Here is a 22947-nt window from a genome sequence, read left to right as displayed (position 1 = left end):
GCGGGCCCGGCACCGTCAATCGACCCGGACGACGAGCTTCCCGACCGCCTTGCCGTCCTGCATGATCCGGTGCGCCGCGCCGATCTCGTCCATCCTGAAGACTCGGTCGATCCGGATCGGGAGCTTGCCCTCGGCCACCAGGTCGACGTACCGCTGGAACGTCTCCGCCGGTAGGTCGGTGCTCTCACCGCCGTACGCGGTCAGCCGGACGCCGTTCGGCAGATAGCTGATCGGGTAGAAATCCGGGATCGTCCAGTGGTCACTCAGCATTCCGGTGAAACAGACCGTGCCATCGACGGCGGTCGCCTTCAGGGTGTCCGGCAGGACGTTCGTGCCGACGAGTTCGAGGGCCGCATTCACGCCGTCCGGCAGGATTTCCCGGACCTTCGCCGCAACGTTGCCATCGTCAACGATCGGGTGGTCCACCCCGAGATCCCGCAGTACGGCGGTCCGCTCCGGACTCCGGGTGGTCGAGAAGACCGTCAGCCCGTGCTCCTTGGCCAGCACGGCCGCGGCCACCCCGACCGACGACGTACCTCCCCTGATCAGCACGGTCTGACCGGGCTCGATCGCGAGGCCGGTGTGCAGCGAGCCGTGCGCGGTCTGCAGCATCTCCGGAAGCGCCCCGAGGGTGGCCCAGTCGAGCCCGGTGCGCACCGGGATGACGCAGGCCGCCGGTACGACCGTGTACTCGGCGTACCCGCCGTCGAACTCGCGGCCCATCCCGCCCATCATCGCGACCACCTGCTGCCCCGGCTCGAACTCGCGGCCCGGCGCCGCGTCCACCGTCCCGGTCGCCTCGATGCCCGGGATCACGGGGAACCGGGCGTTCGTCGCCAGGCCGGCCCGCAGGTGGTACTCCGACCGGTTCAGCCCGAACGCCTCCACCTTGATCCGGACCCATCCCGGCTCCGGATCGGGGACCGGGACCCGTCGTACCCGCAGGTCCTCCGGCTCGCCCGGCCCGTCCAGCACGATCGCCCGCATCTCCATGCCGGTCATCCTCTCCTGACGGTCCGACAGGGCCGGGCCGGTGAATGCGGTGGTTGACAAGAAACCGTTTTCCAACGCCCCGGCGAGCCTGCGTGACTTGTTCTCCGAACGGCGTGACAGAGTTTGTTCTATGGCGAAACGCCCCAGGGTGGTAGCTCATCGTGGCGCGAGTGATGTCAGTCCCGAGCACACGCTGGCGGCGTACCGCCGGGCGGTCGCGGCGGGGGCCGACGGACTCGAGTGCGACGTCAGGCTCACCGCCGACGGACATCTGGTCTGCGTCCACGACCGCCGGATCGAACGCACCTCCAACGGGCGAGGCGTGCTCTCGACGATGAGCCTCGATGAGCTCGAGTCGTTCGACTGGGGGTCCTGGAAGAACCCGTGGGCGGACCTCGACGAGGACGCCGACCTTCCGGACCCGGACCTGCGCAAGGTCCTCACCCTGGACGCGCTGCTGTCCGCCGTCCGGGACGCGGGCCGGCCGGTCGAGCTGGCGATCGAGACCAAGCACCCGACCCGGTACGCCGGCCTGGTCGAACGCCGGCTGATCGAGGCACTCGACCGCTACGGCTGGGCGCACCCGAAGGTGGGTACAGAATCCCCTGTCCGCGTGATGAGCTTCTCCTGGCTGTCCCTGCGCCGGATGCGCACGATGGCCCCCGGCCTCCGCACCGTGCTGCTGATGGACCGCGTCCCGCTCCGGTTCCGCGACGGCTCACTGCCGACCGGAGTCTCGTACGCCGGTCCCAGCCTGGAGATCGTCACCGCCCACCCGGAGTACGTCGACCGGGCGCACAAGCACGGCCACCAGGTCCACGTCTGGACCGTGAACGCCGATCCGGACATCCGCCATTGCCGCGACATCGGGGTCGACGCGATCATCACCGACCGCCCGGAGGCCGCCCTCGAGACTCTCGCGGAGCCCCCGGCCGCACCGGTCCCCACTGTGACGTATCCGCCGCGGCGCAGGCCCCGCCGTCACACCTAGTACGTCGGATGTGGGACATGCCACTTCGGATTGAAGTGACTGGTGCGGATACGTAGTGGGATGAATGCGATCCGTTATTGCAACGTTCAATTCTGTCGATTTCGTCTCGGTTTCCTGGCAAAAGCTGTGATCTACGCCGGGGCAATGTAACGGAATGCGTGCGGGTGTTTTCCGGGACCGGAAGCTGGGCAGATCTCCGTATGGCTGTTCCGATGAACGAGGAGACCCTGCTTGTCCTCTGCGACCCTGCCTGCCGACGTTAGCGTCGTGGACGTCGTCCTGCCGCATGAAGTGTCCGCGGTAGCGGACGCCCGTCGCCGTCTGGCCGCCTATCTGAAGCGGTACCGGATCACCGAAACCGCGTCCGACGACGCGCAACTGGTGCTGTCCGAACTGCTCTCCAACGCCATCCGGTACGCGCCGCCGCTGCCGGCCGGTGAGGTGCGCGCGGCCTGGTGGATCGACAGGTCAGGGATCCACGTCGAGGTCACCGACGGTCGTGGTGACACCGAACCGCAGCGCATCAGCGACACCCATCCGGAATCGATCGGCGGCCGGGGTCTGGCCATCGTCGACATGCTCACCTCGACCTGGGACGTCCGTACGGCCGCCACTCACCGCACCGTCCACGCCATCATCCCGAACTGAGCCGGCACCCCGGACTGAGCTGGTTGGCCGCGGGGTGCGGTGGGCTGCAAGACTGCGCCCATGGGAAAGAAGTCGCGGCAGCGCACGAAGAACACGACGACCGTCACGCTGGACCCGGCCGATCTGGTCGATGTCGGGCCGCGGGAGCCCTGCCCGTGTGGTTCGGGCAAGCGGTTCAAGCAGTGCCACGGCCGTGAGCGAGCCCAGGCCGCGGACACCTTCGTGGTGCGGCCGTTCGAAGGCCTGCCGGCCGAGTGCGACCTGATCGCCTTCCGCGAGATCGTTCCCTCGGGTACGGCGGAGGTCGAGCTGACCGGTGATCACGCGGGCACAGTGGTCAACCTGGTCACCCTGCTGCCGATGGCGATGCCGGGCCTGGTCCGCGACGACGAGTCGATCTGGATCGGCCTGCAGACGCACGCGTCGTCGGGCGACCCGAGCCGCGACCTCGGCCACGCGATCACCGCCGCACTGAACACCGAACCGGGCAACCCGATCCAGCTCGGCGACCTGATGAAGGACGGTCCCCGGCTGCAGGACCTGATCGACACCTCGAAGCCGATCGAGGTGAAGGTGCACGAGGGGTTCGACTTCTGGGTCGGCGAGAACGTCGAGGACCCGACCGGCGAGGTCGCCGCGGGCCTGGAGCGCGCGAACGCGGCCGCTGCCCCGACGGTGCGGCTGGAGTCGGTCGACGCGGCGTACTGGACGCAGATCGGTGACCGGCGGTACCTGCGCTGGGTGATGCCGCACAGCGAGGACACCCTGCTCAACGCTCTGGCGCGGCTGCACGCGGCGGGCTCGTCGGCGCTGATCGAGGGCAGCCGCCTGATCGGCTCGTTCCGGGCCTTGGGCGTCCTGGCGCCGGTCTGGGAGCTCCCGGCGGACGCCGAGGCGGCCGATGTCGAGAAGCCGGCGGCCGAGTTCGCCGCGGCGCTCGAGAAGGCGCTCGCCACCGAGGCTCCGCTCACCACCGAGGAGCGGGCTGCACGGGCCGGTCTGGCCAGCCGTCAGCTCACCATCCGCTGACATGCGAAACGCCCGGGTGCACCGCACCCGGGCGTTCGGCTGGAGAATATGGACGGCCCAAGTCCTGCTGACGGGGGAGCAACAGGGCCTGGGCCTAGGCATGAAGAGTACTCAGATCGGTCGTCCGCCACAAGCCCCGATTTCACTGCGCGTGTCGTAGGCCTTACTTGACCGGTGCGCGCAGTACCGGACACGACATGCAGCGGGGTCCACCGCGGCCGGAGCCGAGCTCGGACCCGGAGATCCGGATGACGTCGATCCCCGACTCCTCCAGGCGCGCGTTCGTCTCCACCGTCCGTTCGTAGGCGATGCAGACCCGCGGCGCCAGCGCGAGGGTGTTGTTGCCGTCGTCCCACTGCTCGCGTTCGGCGGTGACCGGGTCCAGCCCGGTATCGATCCGGCGCAGCGTGTCGATGCCCAGCGCCTTCGCCGCGGCCACCAGGAACGGCTCCGGCTCGGCGACGTGCAGCTGGTCGCCGTCGGTGGTCACCGCGAGCGCACGCATCTCCTCGGCCATGTTCGGATACATCAGCACCGCGTCGACGTCGACCATCGTGCACACGGTGTCGAGGTGCATCGTGGCTCGCTGCTGCGCGATCGGTACTGCGAGCACGGTGTGGGCCAGGTCCTTGGCGAACACCCGTCGGGCCAGCCGCTCGACACCGGCGGGCGTCGTGCGCTCGCCGACTCCAACGGCCAGGACGCCGGGACCGAGCGCCAAGACGTCACCGCCCTCGACGTGCTCGAGCTGGTGGTCGTACACCTTGTCGGCGCCGGCGAAGCGCGGGTGGAAGCCGTAGATCAGCTCGGTCAGCTGCGTCTCGCGCATCCGGGCCGGCATCGCCAGCGAGGTGACCGCGACCGAGTCCCGGATCCAGACGCTGGAGTCGCGTGTGAAGAGCAGGTTCGGCAGCGGGTCGATCAGGAAGTCCTCGTGCGCCAGCAGGGATGTCACCAGCCCGCCGGCCCGGACCTCGTCGTTGCGTACGCCGGCCATCAGGGCCTCCGCGAGCCGGGCCGGATCGAGAGCGGCGAGCGAGGAGCGTAGGTAGTCACGCAGGGTGTCGCCCAGCCTGAGGTCCTCGGTGGTGCCCTTCACCGCGCGGGCACGGGCGTCAGGGTCGCCGAGCGCCTCGGTGAGCAGCTCGCCGAGGTACAGCACCTCGACGTCGCGGTCCCGCAGCGCCTGGGCGAACGCGTCGTGCTCCTCCTGCGCCCGGCCGACCCAGGGGATGCCGTCGAACAGCAGCTTGTCGTTGTTCCGTGGGGTCAGCCGGCGGAGCTCGTTCCCCGGGCGGTGCAGCATCACCGTCCGCAGCGGACCGACCTCACTGTCGACGCCGTACGCCCTGCCGGCTTCCTGCGCCTCGGTCATGGGCCTCCCCTTTCGTCCGGTCGTTCCAACCAAGCTACGGCAGCCACGCCCCGAGCGGAGGACGCCATACCAATCTGTCAGATTGTCCGACGATATCCCTGGATCGCCAAGTCGTACGAAAGAACGAGATATCCACAGCAGCCGGACGCTGACGAGGTCGATCGGCTGTGGAGGAACTAGGCTGCGGTGCTGTGTCCGGTCATGACCTGCCTTCCGAGCCGTTCGAGCGTGCCGTCGCCTGTGTGATCCCGGCGAAGGACGAAGCGGACCGGATCGCGGCCACCGTGGACGCGGTGCACAAGATCATCGGGGTGGACCTGGTCGTGGTCGTGGACGACGGCTCGGCGGACGGTACGGCGGGAGCCGCCGAGCGCGCCGGAGCCGTCGTCGTACGGCACGACCGGAACCGGGGGAAGGCGGCGGCGATGGAGACCGGGGCGGCGGCGGTCGCGGCGCGTGACGGCGCCCGGCCCCGGCACCTGCTGTTCCTGGACGCCGACCTGACCGACTCCGCGACCGCGGCGGCGCCACTGATCGAGCCGGTGCAGAACGGTACGGCGGACATGACCATCGGCACCCTGCCGGCGCAGGTCCGGGCCGACGGGTCCAAGGCCGGCGGGCACGGGTTCGTCGTACGGCTCGCTCGTGCCGGCGTCGAGGAGGCGACCGGCTGGGCGCCGGAGCAGCCGCTGTCGGGGCAGCGGTGCCTGACTCGGGCCGCCTTCGACTCCGCGGTCCCGCTGGCGGCCGGGTTCGGCGTCGAGACCGCGCTCAGCATCGACCTCGGCCGCAAGGGGTTCCGCATCCTGGAGGTCCCGATCGAGGTCCGGCACCGGGCCACCGGGACCGACCTGCGCGGCCAGCTGCACCGCGCGAAGCAGTACCTGCACGTCCGTCGCGCCCTGGCCGCGCGGAGCGCCCTGCCCGCCGACGGAGGCGGTCCGTCGCTCCGCAGCCTGTTCCCGCGGAAGTCGGGGCAATGAGCACGCCAGACGTCACCCCGGACACCGTTGACGCGACGATCGACCAGAGGCTGGGCAACCGCTACGGCCGCTGGGCCGTTGCCCTCTACCTCGCCTGTACGGCGCTGATCGTCGGCGCCGGCCTGCTCGGTCCGTCCGTGGTCGTGCTGACGCTGACGAACCGGCACGCGTGGCTTCCGTCGTACTGGTGGGACACGAAGCCGAACGACTGGCTCGTCACGGTGATGATCTACGTGGCCATCCTCCTCGGCGGGTACGGCGTCTTCCTCGCCACCAAGGCCCTGAAGAACGGCTGGGCCCCACGGGTCGACCGATTGATTGCCCTAGGCATCGGTACGACGGCGGCCATCACGCTGGTCCCGCCGATGGCCTCGGGCGACGTGCTGATCTACGCGGCGTACGGGCGGATCATGTCGCTCGGCGGCGACCCGTACACGACCGCGCCGGCGGACACGATCCGGCTCGGGTACGACCCGGTGATCGCGGCGACCGAGCGGCCCTGGCAGGGCGCGAAGAGCGTGTACGGCCCGATCGCGACCTGGGTCCAGTGGCTGTCGTCGCTGATCGGTGGCGACTCGATGCAGCTGACGGTGTGGATGCTGCAGTTGTCGGTAGCGATCAGCCTGGTCGTCACCGGACTGCTGCTGGTCAAGCTGGTCGGCCCCAACCTGCCGAACCGGCGCCGCGTGATCATGCTCGGCCTGGCCAACCCGCTGATCCTGTGGACCGTTCTGGCGGGTGCGCACAACGACGCGATCGCAGTGATGTTCGCGGTGATCGCGCTGGTGCTGTTCCGGCGCCACATCTTCTGGGCCGGCATCATGATCGGCGTCGCCGGCTGCACCAAGCTGTCCATCGGCTTGGTCGGTGTGGCGATGCTTTGGGCGCTGCACAACGACCGGCGCAAGGCTGCGATCTTCTGCGGTGGTGGCGCACTCGCGATGGGCGGTCTGTACGCGTTCGTCGGCCTGCAGGCCTTCCAGCAGGCCCGCTCGCAGACGTCGTTCATCTCCACCGGTACACCGCACAAGGTACTGCTGAGCTTCTTCACCCTGTTCCTGCCGAACGGACTGGTGCGGACGGTCCTGGCGATCCTTGCCTGGGTCGGCCTGATCGTGGTCGCGATCCTGCTGACGCAGGTGTTCCCGAAGTCGCTGGTCCCACAGACCCACCCGGACGACCCGACGCCGGCCGCCATCCGGTACACGGCGATCTACGCGATCGCGTGGATCCTGACCGCGATGTACTCGCTGCCCTGGTACGACCTGATCGCCTGGGTCGCGCTGGCCGCGGTCGCCGCGTCGAAGGTCGACGGGCTGATGGTGGTCCGGACGACCATGCTCGCGATCGCCTACGTGCCCGGACGCGATCCGAACGCTCGGCAGGTGGCGGCGAGCCTGTCCGACTCACTGGAGTGGTTCAGCGCAAGGCTGCGGGACACGATCTGCCCGGCCATCGAGCTGGCGGTCCTGGTCGGCCTGATCATCTGGGCCCGCCGTGGCGGGGCGCAGTGGTGGCCGTACGACTGGCCGCGCCGTAAGTCGAAGTCCGTGCCGCAGCAAACCACTAGTCTCCCTGGATGAAGAAACTGGTGGGGGCAGGCGTCTTCGTACGCCGCGAGCCGAACGACTACGTGGAACAGTTGCGGACCTCGGCCATGTCCGTAGGCACCTACTCGATCCCAGCCGGCGGCTTGGACGACCAGGCACCGCACCACGAGGACGAGATCTACGTCGTCACGACCGGCCGGGCGACCCTGGTGACGCCGGGCGGGACCGAGGCGGTCGGTCCCGGCGACGTGCTGTTCGTGCCGGCCGGGGAGGAGCACCGGTTCACCGACGTGACCGAGGATCTGGCCCTGCTGGTGTTCTTCGCCCCTCCCTACAGCGGTCGCTGAGCCTCAGCTCCAGAGGTCGTGGCCGGCCGCGATCGCCTTGGCCAGCACGGTCTTGACGGGCTTCTTGAGATTCGACGCGGCGGCGGCCACGTCGTCGTACTCCGGCTGGACGTTGACTACCTGACCGCCGTACCGGGCGATCTTGACGCGGATGCGCTGGCCTTCGACGTCGACGCTGGCGAACTCGCGGTCCGCGGCATGCTTGCGGATCGCGAACTCGCGCAGCCCGATCGCCGAGGTCTCGGCCAGGATCACGGAGCGGACCACTTCGGCGTTCGCGCTGCCGACCAGGACCGACAGGGTGTGCGCGGGCCGTCCCTTCTTCATCAGGATCGGGGTCAGCCACGCGTCGGCCGCGCCGGCCTCCATCAGCCGGGCGAGCACCTGCGGCCAGATCCGCGGGTCCAGGTCGTCGACGTTCGTCTCGTAGACGAGTTCGGTGCTTTGGCCGTCGATCGCCTCACCCACCACCACACGCACGAGGTTCGGCACTTCGACCGGGTCGCGGCCGCCCGCGCCCACACCGGTCTGCTCGATCCGCATCGCCGGCAGCAGCCCGAAATCGTCCGCGAGGGAGGCCAGCAGCGCCGCTCCGGTCGGCGTCGTCATCTCGTACGGCGCTGTGCCGCCGATCACCGGTGCGTCGGCCTCGGACAACAGGTGGAGCACCGCCGGCCCCGGAATCGGGATGCCGCCGTGTTGCCCGCGCGCCTGCCGCCCACCTCCGAGCGCGATCGTCGACACCACGACGCGGTCGATCTCGAGGGCCACCGAGGCCGCCGCGACGCCGACGATGTCCGCGATCGCGTCCAACGCACCGACCTCGTGGAAATGCACCTCATCCGGAGACACCCCGTGCGCGGCCGCCTCGGCCCGGGCCAGCCGGGCAAACGTGTCCAACGCCCGATCCCGAACCGCCCCATCCAGCGCGGCCTCCTGAAGCATCCGCCGCACCTCCGCCCAAGGCCGAGTGTGCTGATGGCCATCACCAGCCGGCTCCTCGTGGCCGTGTCCGTGACCATGCCCGTGGCCGGCCGGGCTGTTCTCCGGGTGGGGAGCGCCGTCGACGCGGACGGTGGCTTTGGCGGCGGCTATCTGGTGGCGCGCGGTGCGTTCGAGCGTCACCGAGAGGGACGGGTCCACCGCTGCGACTGCGGTGTTGACCACACCGAGGTCGGCACCGGCGTCCAGGAACGCGCCGAGGAGCATGTCGCCAGAGGCGCCGGCCGAGCAGTCGATCCAGGCAATCCTCATGACTGCTCCTTCGCTTCCCGCGGAGCCGCACGCCGCGCCACCCGGGCCGCGAACACACCGGCCCCGAAACCGTTGTCGATGTTCACCACGGACACACCAGGCGCACACGAGTTCAGCATCGCCAGCAACGCCGCCACCCCACCGAAGGAGGCGCCGTACCCGACCGACGTCGGTACGGCGACCAGCGGTACGCCGACGAGTCCGCCGACGACACTGGCCAGTGCGCCCTCCATGCCGGCGACCACTACCAGGCAGTCGGCCGCGTCGAGCCGTTCCCGAACACCCATCACGCGGTGCAGGCCCGCCACACCGACATCGGTGATGAGATCCACGTCGGCCCCGAACACCCGGGCCGTCGTCGCCGCCTCGGCCGCCACCGGCGCATCCGACGTACCCGCCGAGACCACCGCCACGGTGCCGCGCAGGACGGGCGGCGTACCGAGGACCGCCGTACGGCCGACCGGGTCGACCACCGCGGACGGATGCGCCACGGCGACCGCCTCCTGGGCCTCCTCGCTCAGCCGGGTCGCGAGTACGGCGTGATCCGGGTGGGTCTCGTGCAGCGTACGCAGCAGTTCCACTATCTGGGCAGGCGTCTTGCCGGCTCCGTAGACCACCTCGGCGTCGCCGGTGCGCTCCAGCCGGTCGGTGTCGAGCCGTGCGTATCCGAGGTCGTGGACGCCCGGTTGTGGACCTTGATCAGGCAAATGTGTCACGCCGTGAATCTACGTGGCGCCCGGCCGTGGTACCTCGTCCGGTCCACCGATGAACCAACGCCACGCACTCTCCGCAATCGCCTGAGTACTCAGACATACCACGCGATGCCTTAGGCTCTCGTGCGTGTCTTCGACGTTAGCCGGTGCTCTCGGAATCGCCGCCCTGTTCGTGGCAGTGCTCGCCCTGGTGTTCGCCATCCAGGCCCTCCGAACGCAGTCCGGTACGTCCAGATCGTCCAGACTGCCCGCCACACCGACCCCGGAGGCCGAACCTCAGCCGCACCAGCCGGAGGCCAAGCAGGGCACGGTCCGGTCCGAGCTCAAGAAGCTGGGCAAGGAGCTCGAGGTGACCCGTGGTGAGCTGCGGGGGACGCTGCAGCACCTCGCCGTGGTCCGGTACGACGCGTTCGGCGACACCGGCGGCAAGCTGTCCTGGTCGATGGCGTTGCTCGATGACCAGGGCGACGGCGTCGTACTGACGTCGATCAACAGCCGGGCGGACGCGCGGACCTATGCCAAGGAGATCAAGGCGTTCGCGAGCGAGGCGAAGCTGTCGCCGGAAGAAGAAGAGGCGATCGACACCCTCCGCAAGGAATCCGGCCCCACCGTCGACGACTAGCTCCTCCGCCGCCCACGCCACCGCCCCCGCCCACCTCACCGCACTCTGCGCGCCCGCCCCCGCACCCGCACCCGCGCACGCCACCGCACCCTCCGACCCCCGCCCCCTCTGGTGGGCTGACCCACCACCCTGTGGGTTGGCCAGCGGTACGCCGGTGGCCAACCCACACTCTCGTGGGTCAACCCACCGCGCCCGCCCACCCCACCGCACTCTGCGCGCCCGCACCGGCACCCGCGCATGCCACCGCGCCCTCCGACCCCCGCCCCCTCTGGTGGGCTGACCCACCACCCTGTGGGTTGGCCAGCGGTACGCCGGTGGCCAACCCACACTCTCGTGGGTCAACCCACCGCAGGGCGAGGTGGCGCGGGGCGAGGTGGCGCGAGGTGGCGCGGGGCGCGGGGTGAGGTAGCGCGGGGTGAGGTGGCGCGGGGTGAGGTGGCGCGGGGTGAGGTGGGGCGGGGGCGCGTCAGCGGCGTTTCGGGACGCGGGCGAGCAGGGCGCCGGGCTCGATCTCGGCGGTCAGGGACCGGCCGGGGCCGATCGGATCGCCGTCCAGTTGCCGCTGTACGTCGACCGCCGCGGTGATCTCCACCTTTCGCCCGGTGAACCGCTCCAGGTACATGTCGGTCCGGTTCGTCCGCGTCATCAGCCGCCAGAGCACGATCGGCCACTGCGTCACCCGTCGCGGCGCGATCACCACCACGTCGAGCAGGCCGTCGTCCGGCCGGGCGTCCGGGAGCAGCGGGATGTTCGCCTGCAGCATGCCGACGTTCCCGATCACGACCGTGCGCACCCGCCGCTCGATCGGCTCCTCGTCGTCGAGCGTGAGCTGCACCCGCACCGACGGGTGGTTGATGTTCTTCGCCGCCGACACCAGGTACGCCGTCCAGCCGATCTGCGCCTTCAGATGCGGCGGCGCGCCGGAGATGATCGCCGCGTCCAGCCCCAGCCCGGCCATCACCGCGAAACGGTCGGTGTCGAGTTCGTCACCGTGCACCTTGACCAGGTCGATCCGCCGCTCGCGGCCCTCCAGGATCCGCTCCAGCGCGTCGTCCAGGTCGAGCGGGATGTGCAGGTTCCGGGCCAGCAGGTTGCCGGTGCCGGCCGGGATCACCCCGACCGGGATGCCGGTGTACGCCAGCGCTGCGCAGACCACGCGGACCGTCCCGTCGCCGCCGGCCACCAGGACCAGGTCGGACTCGTTCTCGATCGCTCGCTTGGCCATCGCGTTGCCGGCGTCGTCCACCCGCGTCTCCAGCCACAGCGGGTCGTCGAACCCGCGGACCGCCAGCGCCCGGGTCACCTTCCGGCGGAACGCCACCCCATCGCCGACCTTGATGGGGTTCACGATCACGGCGGCCCGCGGCGGGGTCGTCGTACCGTCGCCGTCCGACGGGGTACGACGCCTGCGTCGCCGGAGTCCCGGCCGCAGCCCGAAGCCGATCGAGGTGGCGGTCAGGATCGCCAGGCCGAGTGCCCAGCCGCCCAGGACGTCCGACACGAACTGCACGTTCAGCGCGATCCGATCCGCGGACGCGATCCACACCACCGCGATGACCGGCACCAGCACCAGCAAGCGGAACCGTCGCCGCCACCCGCGCACCGAGGGCAGGACGACGCCGAGCGCGCCGGCCATCACGAACGCGGCGGTCGCGTGACCGGACGGGTACGAGAAGCCCTCGGCCTCGGCCAGCATCGGCACAGGCCGGGGCCGCTCGACCAGCACCCTGAACACCTGGACCAGCACCAGTTCTGCGACGGCGGAGGTCAGCAGCCAGACCGTGAGCAGGCGAGCCCGGCGGTGCCAGAGGTACGCCGCCACGACCACGAGCACTGCCCGCGAGGTCCACGGCAGAACCACCGCACCGACCACCTGCCAGACGTCGACCACGCTCTCGTGGGAGGCGCCGTACGCGGCGGCCCGGGCGGCGGTGGACTCGTCCCAGCGCTGCAGTGGCGGCCAGCCACCGGCCACCAGCAGGGTGATCACGGTGAACGGGAGCGCACCCAGGACGACCGTCAGCGCACGGCCGACGGTAGTGGGTGGATGGTGGCTCATGACCCGCTCAAATCCCCCTCGATGATCACGTGTTGCCACCACATCATCCCGAATACACTTCGCCGGTTCTGACACGCCCCGATACCCTCGTCGTGTGATTGACGCGAAACTGCTCCGTGAGAACCCCGATGTCGTGCGCGCGGCCCTGACCAAGCGCGGTGAGAGTGCTGACCTGGTCGACCAGATTCTGGTCGCCGACAGTGAGCGTCGATCGTCCATCTCCGCCTTCGAGGCGCTCCGGGCCGAGCAGAAGGGCCTCGGCAAGCAGGTCGCCCAGGCCAAGGGCGACGAGCGGGCCGCGCTGCTGGAGCGCACCAAGACGCTGGCCGCCGAGGTGAAGGCGAACGAGGCCGCCGCGAACGAGGCCGGGAACCGCTTCGACGAGCTCGCCCTCGCCCTGCCGAATCTGGTTTCCGACGAGGCCCCGGTCGGCGGCGAGGACGACTTCGTCCTGGTCGAGGAGGTCGGCAAGCCGCGCGACTTCGCCGCCGAGGGCTTCGAGCCCCGCGACCATCTCGAGCTGGGCGAGTTGCTCGGCGCGATCGACATGGAACGCGGCGCGAAGATCTCCGGCTCGCGGTTCTACTTCCTCAAGGGCGCCGGCATGCTGCTCCAGCTCGGCATGCTGCAGCTGGCCATCCAGCAGGCGGTCGAGTACGGATTCACCCCGATGATCACGCCGACGCTGGTCAAGCCCGAGGTGATGGGCGGCACCGGCTACCTGTCGGCGCACGACGACGTCTACCGGCTCGACGAGCCGGAGCTGTACCTGACCGGTACGTCGGAGGTCGCGCTGGCCGGGTATCACATGGACGAGATCATCGACCTGTCCAACGGTCCGGTCCGGTACGCCGGCTGGTCGTCGTGCTACCGCAAGGAAGCCGGGTCGCACGGGAAGGACACCCGCGGGATCATCCGTGTCCACCAGTTCGACAAGGTCGAGATGTTCTCCTACTGCAGCCTGGACGAGGCCGCCGACGAGCACCAGCGGCTGCTCGGCTGGGAGAAGGAGATGCTCGACAAGATGGAACTGTGCTACCGGGTGATCGACACCGCGACCGGTGACCTCGGCATCTCGGCGTACCGGAAGTTCGACTGCGAGGCGTGGGTGCCGACACAGGGCCGGTACCGGGAGCTGACCTCGACGTCGAACTGCACCGACTTCCAGGCGCGCCGGCTGAACATCCGGCACCGCGACGCCGACGGCAAGACGCAGCCGGTCGCTACGCTGAACGGGACGCTGGCCACCACCCGCTGGATCGTCGCCATCCTGGAGACGCACCAGCTGGCCGACGGCTCGGTCCGGGTGCCGACCGCCCTGCGCCCGTTCCTGGGTGGCCGTGAGGTCCTCGAACCGGTGGGCAGATGACAAACGGCCCGCGGCCCGTGGCCGCCGCGCCGACAGTAGTTGCTCTGGACATCGATGGGACGTTGATCGACCACGACGAGCAGCTGTCCGAGGCGGTCGTCGATGCGGTCCGGCGGACGGCCGCCCAGGTTCCGGTGATCCTGGCGACCGGCCGGGCCTGGTCGACCACCCGTCCGGTGGCCGAGCGGTTCGGTCTGCCCACCGGCGGATTCGTTGTCTGTAGCAATGGTGCGCGCACACTCGAGTACCCGGACGGCCGCGTGGTGGACGAGCGGACGTTCGACCCGACGACGGTGATCGCGTCGGTGCGCAAGTACGCGCCGAACGCCCGGATGGCCGTCGAGGAGCACGACGGCAGCTACCTGGTCACCGCGCCGTTCCCGGACGGCGACCTCGGGATCGGCGCGAAGATCCGCGTGGTCGGCGCCGACGAGCTGGCGCCGGAGCCCGTGACCCGGTTGATCATCCGCGACCCGGAGCAGTCCGAGGCGGACTTCGTCCAGCTCGCCGAACGGCTCGGTCTGCACGGCGTCAGCTACTTCGTCGGCTGGACCGCGTGGCTCGACATCGCGCCGGAAGGCGTGGACAAGTCGACCGGGCTGAAGGTGGCGCTGGCGCAGCTCGGGCTGGAGCCGGACGGCCTGCTTGCCATCGGGGACGGACGCAACGACATCGAGATGCTGACGTACGCCGGCCGCGGGATCGCGATGGGGTCATCGCCGGACGAGGTGAAGGTGGCCGCCGACGAGGTGACCAAGTCGGTGCAGGACGACGGCGTCGCCGCGATCCTCAACCGCTGGTTCTGACCCTTTCGACCAGCATCGAAAGGCTTGACAAGCTCAACTTGCTGTCAGCAACCGAAAGGCCCGGAAACCCTCTGTACACAGGGTTTCCGGGCCTTCGCGTTCAGTGTCCGATCGTCCGCTGGCGGGCCGAAGATCGGATCAGGCGACGCGGCTACCGCCGGTCCGGCGCGGCTGGAGTTGCTGGTCGACCACCGTGTCGAAGGCGTCGAGCACGGCGCTGACCTGCGGGCGCGGGCGCGGCGTCTTGGCGGCCGGGCTCTGGCCGCGGCGGGCGCGGCGCAGGTGGCGCTTGACCGTCGACAGCGAACATCCCAGCCGCATGGCCAGCGACTCCAGGCTGTCGTTCGGGTACTGCGTACGCAGCCGCAGCACCTCTTCGTGGCTGACCGGCCGGCGGGTGCCGCGGGCCCCGGCGAGCTGGTCGAAGTCGTCGGCCTGCACCTCGACGTCGAGCAGGTTCCGGATCGAACGGCGTTGTGCAGCAGTGGTTCCGGCGACGAAACCGCTCACATCGTGTTCGGCAACTGCGCTGTACAAGCAGTCGGTGAACAGCGGGCATGAGGCACAGAGGGTCTTGGCCTCGCGGACGAGCTGTTCGTACCGCTCGCGGGTGCGGCGGGTGGCGGATGCGGGCGGCGGCTCTTCCATCAAGCGGTGCTGGAAGATGTCCGACCGGGCGATGCATCCGGTCGTTGCCCCTTCCGTGGTGGAAGATATGTCCACAGCCGCTCGGGCGCTAGTGCCCCCCGGCCCGGCTAGATTGGCGCTGTTGACGGTCATCGTGGCTCCCCAAGTCATCAGGACCCGAATGAACGAGCGATGAATGCCGCCCGATCACGTGGATCCACTAACTGATGGACCGACGAACTGTTTGCCGATCCACCGTGTCGTCCCGTAAAGGACGTACCGATCCATAACTGTTGACGCCGCCGCTGCGGTTTTGGTTGCAGCCAATTCCGCAACGGTTTCCCGGCGTTTGTGTGTGCTTCAGGGTCGGTGGGCGGCATCAGTCGCGCTGATCCAGAACAGACGTACGACGCGGCCGAATCGCCCCCGGTTCCCCGCCAGACACCGCATGAAATCACGCGTCCTCGGGGCTGCGCAGGGGAACTTGCTGCCTTTGCAGCATCCTGCCGTAACGGTCTGGTGACGTTGTCAAAAGCTCAATCAGATTGGTCAGAAACCTCTGAAGCCGACGTCCATTCGCTTGCGCAGAACGCGGTCGGAGGAGTAATGAGGCCACCGGATACGGTGGGTCGGGTGACGGCATCCCAGCATCTCCGCCTGCCCCGGCTGATCGCCACCGACCTCGACGGAACGTTGGCGCGCAGTGACGGAACGATCTCCGACCGGACCCGGTCGGCGGTGCTCGCGGCACAGCAGGCCGGAAGTGTTTTCGTGATGGTCACCGCCCGGCCACCTCGCTGGCTGCACGACCTGTCCGACCTGGTCGGCGATCACGGAGTCGCAATAGTTGCCAACGGCGCCATTCTGTACGACGTCGTGCGGCGCCAGGCGATCCGGACCCGGTTGATCGATCCGGGCGTCGCACTCGAGGTGGCGCAGGCGATCCGGGCCGAGATTCCCGAAGTGGAGTTCGCGATTGAGCGATCGGACCGTTACGGACAGGAGCCGAACTACGTCAATCGCTGGCCGGTGCCCGGCGATGCGCTCGTGGCGGCCGTCGAGGTGCTGCTGTCCGAGCCGGCCGCGAAGCTGCTCGTCCGTCATCCGAGCTGGCACTCCGACGAACTGCTCGCGCGGGTCGTGCCGGTGGTCGGCACTCGCGTCACCGCCAGCCACAGCGGCGGCACCAACCTGGTGGAGATCTCCGCGAACGGCGTGTCGAAGGCCGCGATGCTGGCCGATTTCGCTGCTGTGCAAGGGATTTCGGCCACCGAGTCGATCGCTTTCGGTGACTCGCTCAACGATCTGCCGATGCTTGCGTGGGCCGGTACGTCGTACGGGGTGGCCAACGCGCATCCCGACGTACTGGCGGTGGTGGACAAGGTGTGCCCCGCAAACGACGAGGACGGCGTCGCCGCCGTCCTCGAAGAATTGTTCCGGTCTTGAGTTGTTTCACCCTTTGACACAAGGGACTACAGGTACATCCCGCCGCTGCCGGGTCCGTCGGTGCCGCCTGCCTGAGGTGCACCGGGGAAGCCGGGCGCCTCTTCGGCGGGAAGCTGCTGTCCGCCGGGCAGTGCGCGACGCATGCCCTCCAGCTGCTGCCGGGCTGCCATCTGCTGCGCGAACAAGGCGGTCTGGATGCCGTGGAACAAACCCTCGAGCCAGCCGACCAGCTGGGCCTGCGCGATCCGCAGCTCGGCCTCGGTCGGCACGGTGTCGTCGGTGAAGTCGAGGCTGAGCCGCTCCAGCTCCTCGACCAGCTCCGGCGCCAGTCCGCTCTCGAGCTCCTTGATGGAGGCCTCGTGGATCGACTTCAGCCGTTGCCGGGACGCTTCGTCCAGCGGTGCGGACTTCACCTCCTCGAGCAAGTTGCGGATCATGTTCGCGACCCGCATCACCTTGGCCGGCTGCTCGACCAGTTCGGTCACCGACCGGGGTTCGTCGTGCTCGTCATGGCCGCGGTCGCTGTCGGAGCGCGGCGGCCCCTCGACGGCCATGCCGTCCGGCCCGACGATCAGCACCTTGCCGTCCTCGGTCCGTGCCCCGGCCATCGGGACTTCCTGGCCCTCGCTGCTGCTCTCGGTCATTTCCCCATCCTAGATCGGCCGGTCCCGGGCCGACGCGCGCCTGACGATCCGAGTGCTGGCTGCCGAGGACGCGCGGCGCTGCCTAGGACGCACGGGCGCGGTGCCGGCGGACCGCGTCCCGGTTCGCGCAGGCGGGGCTGCAGTAGCGTTGCCGGCCGGTCCGCGACAGGTCGGCGTACACGTATTCGCATCCGTCGGTTGCACAGCGTCCCAGGCGACTGATCCCGCGGCCCGCCAGGTGGAGCGCAGTACCCGTGCTGATCAGGGTCGCGACGAGGCGTCCGACCGGCACCTTGTCAGGCCGGTAGTGCACGTGCCAGCCGTCGCCGGCGTGGTTGGTGAGCCGCGGATGCTCGGTGTATTTGGCCAGCATCGCGTTGACCAGACCGACGCGACTCTGCTCGTCCGTCGCGTCCACGACCTCCAGCCACTCGTCCAGAGCGATCCGGACGGCGGCCAGGTCGGCGGCGGTGACGCGGCGCTCGCGAACCAGGCGGTTCTCGACACCGCTCTCCTCGCAGCGCTCGGCCAGTTCCTCGGGGGTGGTCGCCGGCCGGGTGACGAGGTTGACCGCCAGTAGGACCGCATCGGCGCCGTAAGGGTTGAGATGCATGATGGCATTACATCACGATGGACGCATGACGACCAGAATCGATGTCCATCGCCACTACTGGAGCGTGGTGTCCTCCCATCAGGTCAGCGACGGCCTGGTGGTCTACCAGCGGTGTGCTTGCGGTCGATGGAGGGTCACAAGCGCACCGCTGTCCCCCGTTGCGTGCGCCTAGTGCAGGGCACTAGTCGATCCGGCTGACCATGGGGAGGCGCGAACGCGTCATCAGCCAGGCGAGCAATCCGGCGAACAGCGGTACGACGATCACGATGCCGCCGAGTTCCGCCCAGGGCACCATGAAGTGCGGTGAACCGAACGCAGCGTGTGCCGTGTAGCCGTAGAGCGCGCCGACGCCGACACCCAGCAGGCAGCCGAGCTGTCCGAGCACCCAGGCCTGTGCTGCCGCCAGGTTCCGCCGTCGGCGCGGCTGTGCACCGATCGCGGCCAGCGTGGCGAGATCCGCTCGTCCTTCGGCAGCGGACAGCGACACCGAGATCGCGACGCCGAGCAGCGTCACCACAGTCGCGGCTCCGAGGATGCCGAGCAGAAGGAGCCGTGCGGGGCTCTGGTAGCCGCGCTCGACCTGCACGATCTCGTCGCTGCCCAGGAACCTCGCGACTGCGCCCAGTTCGTCCTTCGTGGGCTCGCGGGTCAGCTCGTAGTGGACCTGGTACACCGAGATCTTGCCCAGCTTGCGGGCCGCGTCCTGGCTGATCAGGGCGCTCTGCTGCAGGTAGCTGACCCTTGGCGGGTTACCGGCGTACGCCGCGACGAGGGTGCCGACGATCTGCTCCTGCCCGGACTCGCGTTCGCCGCTCACCTCGGTCTCTTGTCCAGGACCGAGCGTGCCGAGCGGGAAGATCACCTTCCCGGCCCGCAGTTCCGCGGCGGCCTTGGCGCCGTACTCGCCGAAGCGGGCGATGTACGCCGGGTCGACCGCGAGCAGGCCGTACGACGTGGATCCCTCGGCCCGCCCGCTGGCGGCGAAGAGTTGCGGGATGTAGCCGTACTCGTTTGCCTTTGCCTCGGGCAACGAAACCGTGCCGAGCTCGTACTGGTGTCGTACCGGCAGCAGTGCACCGACGCGGTCGACAGTACTGCTGGAGTACTGCACCGAGTCCGTACCGCCGGTGCCGAAGCGGATCGATGCGTCGCCGTAGTGTGCGTCCGCCGTGTAGGTCTTCGCCTCGGCCGCGATCGCGTTGGATCCTGCGAAGGCGACGGCCGCTGTTCCAGCCACGGCCATCATGATCGCGGCCGTCGCCGGACCAGTGCGGTGCCGGTCGCCATCACCAGTCCGAGTTCCCGGGTCTGCCGGCGGGCTCCGACGGCGAACGCCGTACCTGCGAGAAGGACGATCTCGAGCACGCCGAAGCCGATGATCAGGGCCATCGCGGCGTAGGGGCCGATGTCCGTGCTGCCCGTGCCGTACGGGTTCGGCGGTGGGTCGACGATGATTGCTCTCGGCAACAACAGCATGCCGTGGTCGATGAGCTGTGGCACGAGCGCGTCCGGGTCGGCGCCGGCGGGCAGCTTGACCAGGTAGCTCACGGAGATGGTCGGATCAGGCCTGGCCAGGCTGGTGTCGGGGGTGGCGAAGATCGTCTCGGCGCCCTGGAGCGCCATCCTGCGCGCGATCCCGACCACGGTGTAGTTCTGACCGCTCGCGCTCACCACCGTGCCGGTCGGACCGCTGATCCCGAGGCGGTCGGCGAATGCCGGCGAGATCGCGATCTCGTCCCCGGTGGCGGGCAGTCGGCCCTGATCGACCTTCACGGTGCCCTGCGTCAGCGGGCTCTTGCCGTCGCCGGTGACCAGGCTGACCGAGGTCTTCGCATCCCGGCCGTGGATCTCCACGGTGCCGCCGTCCGTGAACTGGCGGGCCAGCGTGGTCCCAGGCGGCAGCAGTGGCAGCGGATCGAACTTGCCGGGCGTCCTGACCGGTTCCTCGGCACCGGCGGCCGGAGGCGGCTCGCCCATCTCGAGCAAGGGTGAGCCCGGCAGCTTGGTGAGCTTGGCGTACTGAGTCACGGTGAGTTGCGCATCGGCTTGGCCGAGGGTGATGTTGGCGAGCGTTTCGCCTTCCGGGCTGGACGTCTTGAAGATCACGCCCATCCAGGTCGCCGCGAGCACCGGCAGACCGATCAGCGCCGCGACCAGGAACGTCCGGCCGAGCGACTTCCTGGCAGTACGGCGGGCGATGCGCAGCGGCGGGCGCCAGCCGCCCATCAGTGGCTCTCCTGCAGCAGCGCATCGGCGTCGGACAGCGGGCCGGACTGGCCTACCAGCACGCCATCGCGCAGGTAAACGACGCGGTCGGCCCAGGCGGCGTGGCGGGCGTCGTGGGTGACCAGGACGCCGGCGATGCCGTGCTGGTCGCAGCGGTCACGGAGGAGCTGGAGGACCGCTTCGCCGGTCTCGGAGTCCAGAGCGCCGGTGGGTTCGTCGGCGAGCAGGAGGCGGCGTTCGCCGACGATCGCGCGGGCGATCGCGACGCGCTGGCGCTGGCCACCGGACATGTCGTCGGGAAATCGGTCGGCCAGGTCACCGATGCCCACCTCCGCGAGGGCTGCTTCGGCGTACTTGTGGGCAGTGCGGGAGCGGGTGCCGTCGAGTTCGAGCGGGAGAGCGACGTTCTCGGCGGCGGTGAGGGCGGGGATCAGGTTGAAGTCCTGGAAGACGTAGCCGATCCGGCGGCGGCGCAGGGCGGCGACGGCGTTGCGGCTCAGGGTGGCGAGATCGTTGCCGTCGACAAGGACTTCGCCGGAGGTGGGTTGGTCGAGGCCGCCGGCGCACGTGAGCAGCGACGACTTGCCCGAGCCGGACGGACCCATGACCGCGACGAGCTCTCCGGCCGGCACGGCCAGATCGACACCGCGGAGCGCGTGGACGGCCTGCTCGCCTTGGCCGTGGGTTCTGGTGAGATTCCGGATGTCGAGAATGACGTTCATTTCTTGGCCCCCGTGTGGTGTTCCTGTTGGTCCGGTACGTCGGTGGTGTTCGGCTTCGCGGCCCGCGTCGTGCCGGCGGCCCGGTGGCGTAACAGCATCGCCTCGCAGTGGTCGAGCCAGCGGATCTCCGCCTCGGCGCCGAAGATCATCGACTCCAGCACCAAAAGCCAGGAGATCTCACCGCCGCCGCGCTTCAGCCGTGTCAGCTCCTGCAGCGACTGCATGGTCGACATACGTTGCCGCTGGACGACGGCACTGACGTCCACGCCCGGCACCGAGAGTGCGAGCGCCAGCTTGATGGCCAGTTCGTCGCGTGGCCGCGACTCCCGTGTGACCGGGGTCTCGAACCACTTGGCCAGCTCGGCCTCGCCGGCGTCGGTGATCTCGTACATCGACCGGCCGTCCGCCTCGGCCTCGCCGGACGCGGCGCGGACGAGCCCGTCGCGCTCCAGCCGGGTGAGGGTCGTGTAGACCTGCCCGATGTTCAGCGGCCAGGTCGCACCGGTCGCCGCTTCGAACTCCCCGCGCAACTGGTACCCGTACTTCGGCCCCTCGCGGAGCAATGCCAGCAAACCGTGCTTGATCGACATGGATACTGAGTATGCATACTCGGTATCCTCCGGTCAACCGACCGGCTCTTGCGAGTTGGCGCCCTCAGCCCGCCGACCGGGTCCTGTGAGTGGGGCGCTCAGTCCGCCGACCGGGTCCTGTGAGTGGGGCGCTCAGTCCGCCGACCGGCTCCTGTGAGTGGCCCACTCAGTCTGCGCGGATCAGGCGGCGGACTAGTCGGGTGGTGACGGCGTCGACGTCGTACGGGCGACCTGTTCCCGGGGTCAGGTGGTCGAGTGCGAGGCCGTCGATGGCGAAGTGGAGTAGGCGGACCTCCTCGGCGCCGCCGGGCAGTCCGGCGTTGACGTGGAACGAGACGTCGGCGTCGAAGCCCTGCCTCAGCGTGCGGGACAGGATCTCGTGCAGTACTGGCCGGCGGGCTGCTTCGAGGCGGAGTTCGAACAGGGCCAATGTGAGTTCGGGTCGGCCGAGGAGGCGCTCGACGATGTACCGCACATAGTCGACGACCAGGTCGATCGTCGGCTCGCGCTTCGCCAGCGGTTCGAGTACTGCTTCGTCCGGCGCGAGTCGCTCGAAGATCCGCTCGCCGAGGGCGCCGAGCAACGCATCACGGGTCCGGAAGTAGTTGGACGCCGTACCGGCGGGGAGTCCGGCCGCGGCGTCGACGGCTCGGTGGGTCAGGCCGCGGGCGCCGGCCTCCGCGAGGACGGCGAGGCCCGCGTCGGCGAGCTGAGTTCGGCGTTCCGGGTTCCGGGGCATAGTTGACAGGTTAGCAGGTATCCACTACAACTGTCGTACATAATAACAACAGCTGTAGTAGTCAGGAGAGCGTATGCAACCCGCGGCATTCGGCGCGACCGTGGTCACCGACCGTCCGGCGGAGGTCGCCGCCTTCTATCAGCAGTACTTCGACCTGCAGATCGCGATCGACCTGGGCTGGTTCATCACCGTGCGCCGGGGCGAGGCGGACTGGGAGCTTGCCATCTGTCAGCGCGGCCACGCGACGGTCCCGGCGGCCGTGTCCGCTCTGACCGAGAGCACGAATGTCTTCGGGTTTGTCGTCGATGACGCCGACAAGGTTGCCGCTGCGCTCACAGAGGCGGGCGTTCCGCTCGAGACGCAGCCGGTCACTGAGGTGTTCGGCCAGCGTCACTTCTTCGTGCGGGACCCCGAAGGCAGCTGGCTCGACGTCATCCAACTGGTCGCCCCCGACCCCGACTGGCTGGCCGCCAACCTCCCGACCACCTAACCCACCACGGCGACCGACCACCTCTGGTGGGTTAGCCAGGCAGATGGTGGGTTAGCCAGCGGCGTGCCGTGGGCCAACCCACAGTCCGATGGGTCAGCCAGGCAGATGGTG

At 69.3% G+C, this 22947-nt stretch carries 24 protein-coding genes; 11 read left to right on the top strand and 13 right to left on the bottom strand.

Going from position 1 to position 22947, the window contains the following annotated elements:
• Positions 1–15: 15 nt before the first annotated feature.
• Entirely contained in the window at positions 16–993 is a 978-nt protein-coding gene (locus OG817_RS36820) for a zinc-binding alcohol dehydrogenase family protein (RefSeq protein WP_406049530.1), read from the bottom strand.
• A 130-nt stretch (positions 994–1123) separates the two neighbouring features.
• On the opposite strand from OG817_RS36820, the gene OG817_RS36815 reads away from it, so the two are divergent.
• The 3 genes from OG817_RS36815 (at position 1124) to OG817_RS36805 (ending at position 3661) form a co-directional block, all read left to right on the top strand.
• Positions 1124–1984: a glycerophosphodiester phosphodiesterase gene (locus OG817_RS36815; protein ID WP_406049529.1), complete on the top strand. Its 861-nt coding sequence runs from the start codon at positions 1124–1126 to the stop codon at positions 1982–1984.
• Positions 1985–2215: 231 nt separating this feature from the next.
• Complete coding sequence (locus OG817_RS36810; protein WP_360437540.1) at positions 2216–2632, top strand: ATP-binding protein; 417 nt, start codon at positions 2216–2218, stop codon at positions 2630–2632.
• Between the two features lie 60 nt (positions 2633–2692).
• On the top strand, positions 2693–3661 hold the full coding sequence (locus OG817_RS36805; protein ID WP_406049528.1) for a DUF5926 family protein: 969 nt from the start codon (positions 2693–2695) through the stop codon (positions 3659–3661).
• Between the two features lie 163 nt (positions 3662–3824).
• On the opposite strand, the gene OG817_RS36800 is transcribed toward OG817_RS36805, so the two are convergent.
• Positions 3825–5036 carry an arginine deiminase gene (locus OG817_RS36800; RefSeq protein WP_396394300.1) on the bottom strand — a complete coding sequence of 404 codons (1212 nt, stop codon included), beginning with the start codon at positions 5034–5036 and terminating at the stop codon, positions 3825–3827.
• 191 nt (positions 5037–5227) lie between these two features.
• Between OG817_RS36800 and OG817_RS36795 the strand changes: the two genes are divergently transcribed.
• From OG817_RS36795 to OG817_RS36785, 3 genes are read left to right on the top strand one after another with little or no spacing between them, the layout of a single operon-like run.
• Positions 5228–6019, top strand: coding sequence for a glycosyltransferase family 2 protein (locus tag OG817_RS36795; RefSeq protein WP_396394299.1), 792 nt, complete (start codon positions 5228–5230; stop codon positions 6017–6019).
• Positions 6016–7602: a DUF2029 domain-containing protein gene (locus OG817_RS36790; protein ID WP_406049525.1), complete on the top strand. Its 1587-nt coding sequence runs from the start codon at positions 6016–6018 to the stop codon at positions 7600–7602. The genes OG817_RS36795 and OG817_RS36790 overlap by 4 nt, the downstream gene beginning before the upstream one ends.
• Positions 7599–7916 (top strand): cupin domain-containing protein, encoded by a 318-nt coding sequence (locus OG817_RS36785; RefSeq protein WP_393386406.1) that lies wholly within the window; start codon positions 7599–7601, stop codon positions 7914–7916. Before OG817_RS36790 ends, OG817_RS36785 begins: the two co-directional genes overlap by 4 nt.
• 3 nt (positions 7917–7919) lie before the next feature.
• On the opposite strand, the gene larC is transcribed toward OG817_RS36785, so the two are convergent.
• Entirely contained in the window at positions 7920–9170 is a 1251-nt protein-coding gene (gene larC, locus OG817_RS36780) for a nickel pincer cofactor biosynthesis protein LarC (protein WP_406049524.1), read from the bottom strand.
• On the bottom strand, positions 9167–9886 hold the full coding sequence (gene larB / locus OG817_RS36775) for a nickel pincer cofactor biosynthesis protein LarB (protein ID WP_406049523.1): 720 nt from the start codon (positions 9884–9886) through the stop codon (positions 9167–9169). The genes larC and larB overlap by 4 nt, the downstream gene beginning before the upstream one ends.
• Positions 9887–10010: 124 nt before the next feature.
• Between larB and OG817_RS36770 the strand changes: the two genes are divergently transcribed.
• A complete protein-coding gene (locus OG817_RS36770) occupies positions 10011–10505 on the top strand; it encodes a DUF4446 family protein (RefSeq protein ID WP_396394293.1) in 495 nt (164 codons plus the stop codon).
• A gap of 466 nt (positions 10506–10971) precedes the next feature.
• Here OG817_RS36770 and OG817_RS36765 read toward each other — a convergent pair whose 3' ends face one another.
• The gene (locus OG817_RS36765) at positions 10972–12564 is read right to left on the bottom strand and encodes a diacylglycerol kinase family protein (RefSeq protein WP_406049521.1); all 1593 of its coding nucleotides are present in this window, start codon (positions 12562–12564) and stop codon (positions 10972–10974) included.
• Between the two features lie 94 nt (positions 12565–12658).
• Between OG817_RS36765 and serS the strand changes: the two genes are divergently transcribed.
• Both serS and OG817_RS36755 read left to right on the top strand, forming a co-directional pair.
• The gene (gene serS, locus OG817_RS36760; RefSeq protein ID WP_406049520.1) at positions 12659–13933 is read left to right on the top strand and encodes a serine--tRNA ligase; all 1275 of its coding nucleotides are present in this window, start codon (positions 12659–12661) and stop codon (positions 13931–13933) included.
• Complete coding sequence (locus OG817_RS36755) at positions 13930–14739, top strand: HAD family hydrolase (RefSeq protein WP_406049519.1); 810 nt, start codon at positions 13930–13932, stop codon at positions 14737–14739. Before serS ends, OG817_RS36755 begins: the two co-directional genes overlap by 4 nt.
• A 138-nt stretch (positions 14740–14877) precedes the next feature.
• Here the strand turns inward: OG817_RS36755 and OG817_RS36750 are convergent, their stop codons facing one another.
• A complete protein-coding gene (locus OG817_RS36750; RefSeq protein WP_406049517.1) occupies positions 14878–15387 on the bottom strand; it encodes a WhiB family transcriptional regulator in 510 nt (169 codons plus the stop codon).
• A gap of 612 nt (positions 15388–15999) precedes the next feature.
• On the opposite strand from OG817_RS36750, the gene OG817_RS36745 reads away from it, so the two are divergent.
• On the top strand, positions 16000–16812 hold the full coding sequence (locus OG817_RS36745; RefSeq protein WP_406049516.1) for an HAD family hydrolase: 813 nt from the start codon (positions 16000–16002) through the stop codon (positions 16810–16812).
• A gap of 26 nt (positions 16813–16838) precedes the next feature.
• On the opposite strand, the gene OG817_RS36740 is transcribed toward OG817_RS36745, so the two are convergent.
• From OG817_RS36740 to OG817_RS36710, 7 genes are all read right to left on the bottom strand, one after another.
• A complete protein-coding gene (locus OG817_RS36740; protein ID WP_406049515.1) occupies positions 16839–17456 on the bottom strand; it encodes a bacterial proteasome activator family protein in 618 nt (205 codons plus the stop codon).
• Between the two features lie 82 nt (positions 17457–17538).
• The gene (locus tag OG817_RS36735) at positions 17539–18069 is read right to left on the bottom strand and encodes a CGNR zinc finger domain-containing protein (protein ID WP_406049513.1); all 531 of its coding nucleotides are present in this window, start codon (positions 18067–18069) and stop codon (positions 17539–17541) included.
• 181 nt (positions 18070–18250) lie between these two features.
• Positions 18251–19306, bottom strand: a complete 1056-nt coding sequence (locus tag OG817_RS36730; RefSeq protein ID WP_406049512.1) for an ABC transporter permease — start codon at positions 19304–19306, stop codon at positions 18251–18253.
• 5 nt (positions 19307–19311) lie between these two features.
• Positions 19312–20295, bottom strand: coding sequence for an ABC transporter permease (locus OG817_RS36725; protein WP_406049511.1), 984 nt, complete (start codon positions 20293–20295; stop codon positions 19312–19314).
• The gene (locus OG817_RS36720; RefSeq protein WP_406049509.1) at positions 20295–21017 is read right to left on the bottom strand and encodes an ABC transporter ATP-binding protein; all 723 of its coding nucleotides are present in this window, start codon (positions 21015–21017) and stop codon (positions 20295–20297) included. The genes OG817_RS36725 and OG817_RS36720 overlap by 1 nt, the downstream gene beginning before the upstream one ends.
• Positions 21014–21607, bottom strand: coding sequence for a PadR family transcriptional regulator (locus OG817_RS36715; RefSeq protein ID WP_406049508.1), 594 nt, complete (start codon positions 21605–21607; stop codon positions 21014–21016). Before OG817_RS36715 ends, OG817_RS36720 begins: the two co-directional genes overlap by 4 nt.
• A 166-nt stretch (positions 21608–21773) precedes the next feature.
• Entirely contained in the window at positions 21774–22346 is a 573-nt protein-coding gene (locus tag OG817_RS36710) for a TetR/AcrR family transcriptional regulator (protein WP_406049507.1), read from the bottom strand.
• Between the two features lie 73 nt (positions 22347–22419).
• Here OG817_RS36710 and OG817_RS36705 point away from each other — a divergent pair, with 73 nt between their 5' ends.
• Positions 22420–22836, top strand: a complete 417-nt coding sequence (locus OG817_RS36705) for a VOC family protein (protein ID WP_406049506.1) — start codon at positions 22420–22422, stop codon at positions 22834–22836.
• The last annotated feature ends 111 nt before the right edge of the window (positions 22837–22947 follow it).

The organism is Kribbella sp. NBC_00889 (genome assembly GCF_045207705.1).
Classification (GTDB): domain Bacteria; phylum Actinomycetota; class Actinomycetes; order Propionibacteriales; family Kribbellaceae; genus Kribbella.
This window is presented reverse-complemented; position numbering and strand designations above follow the sequence as displayed.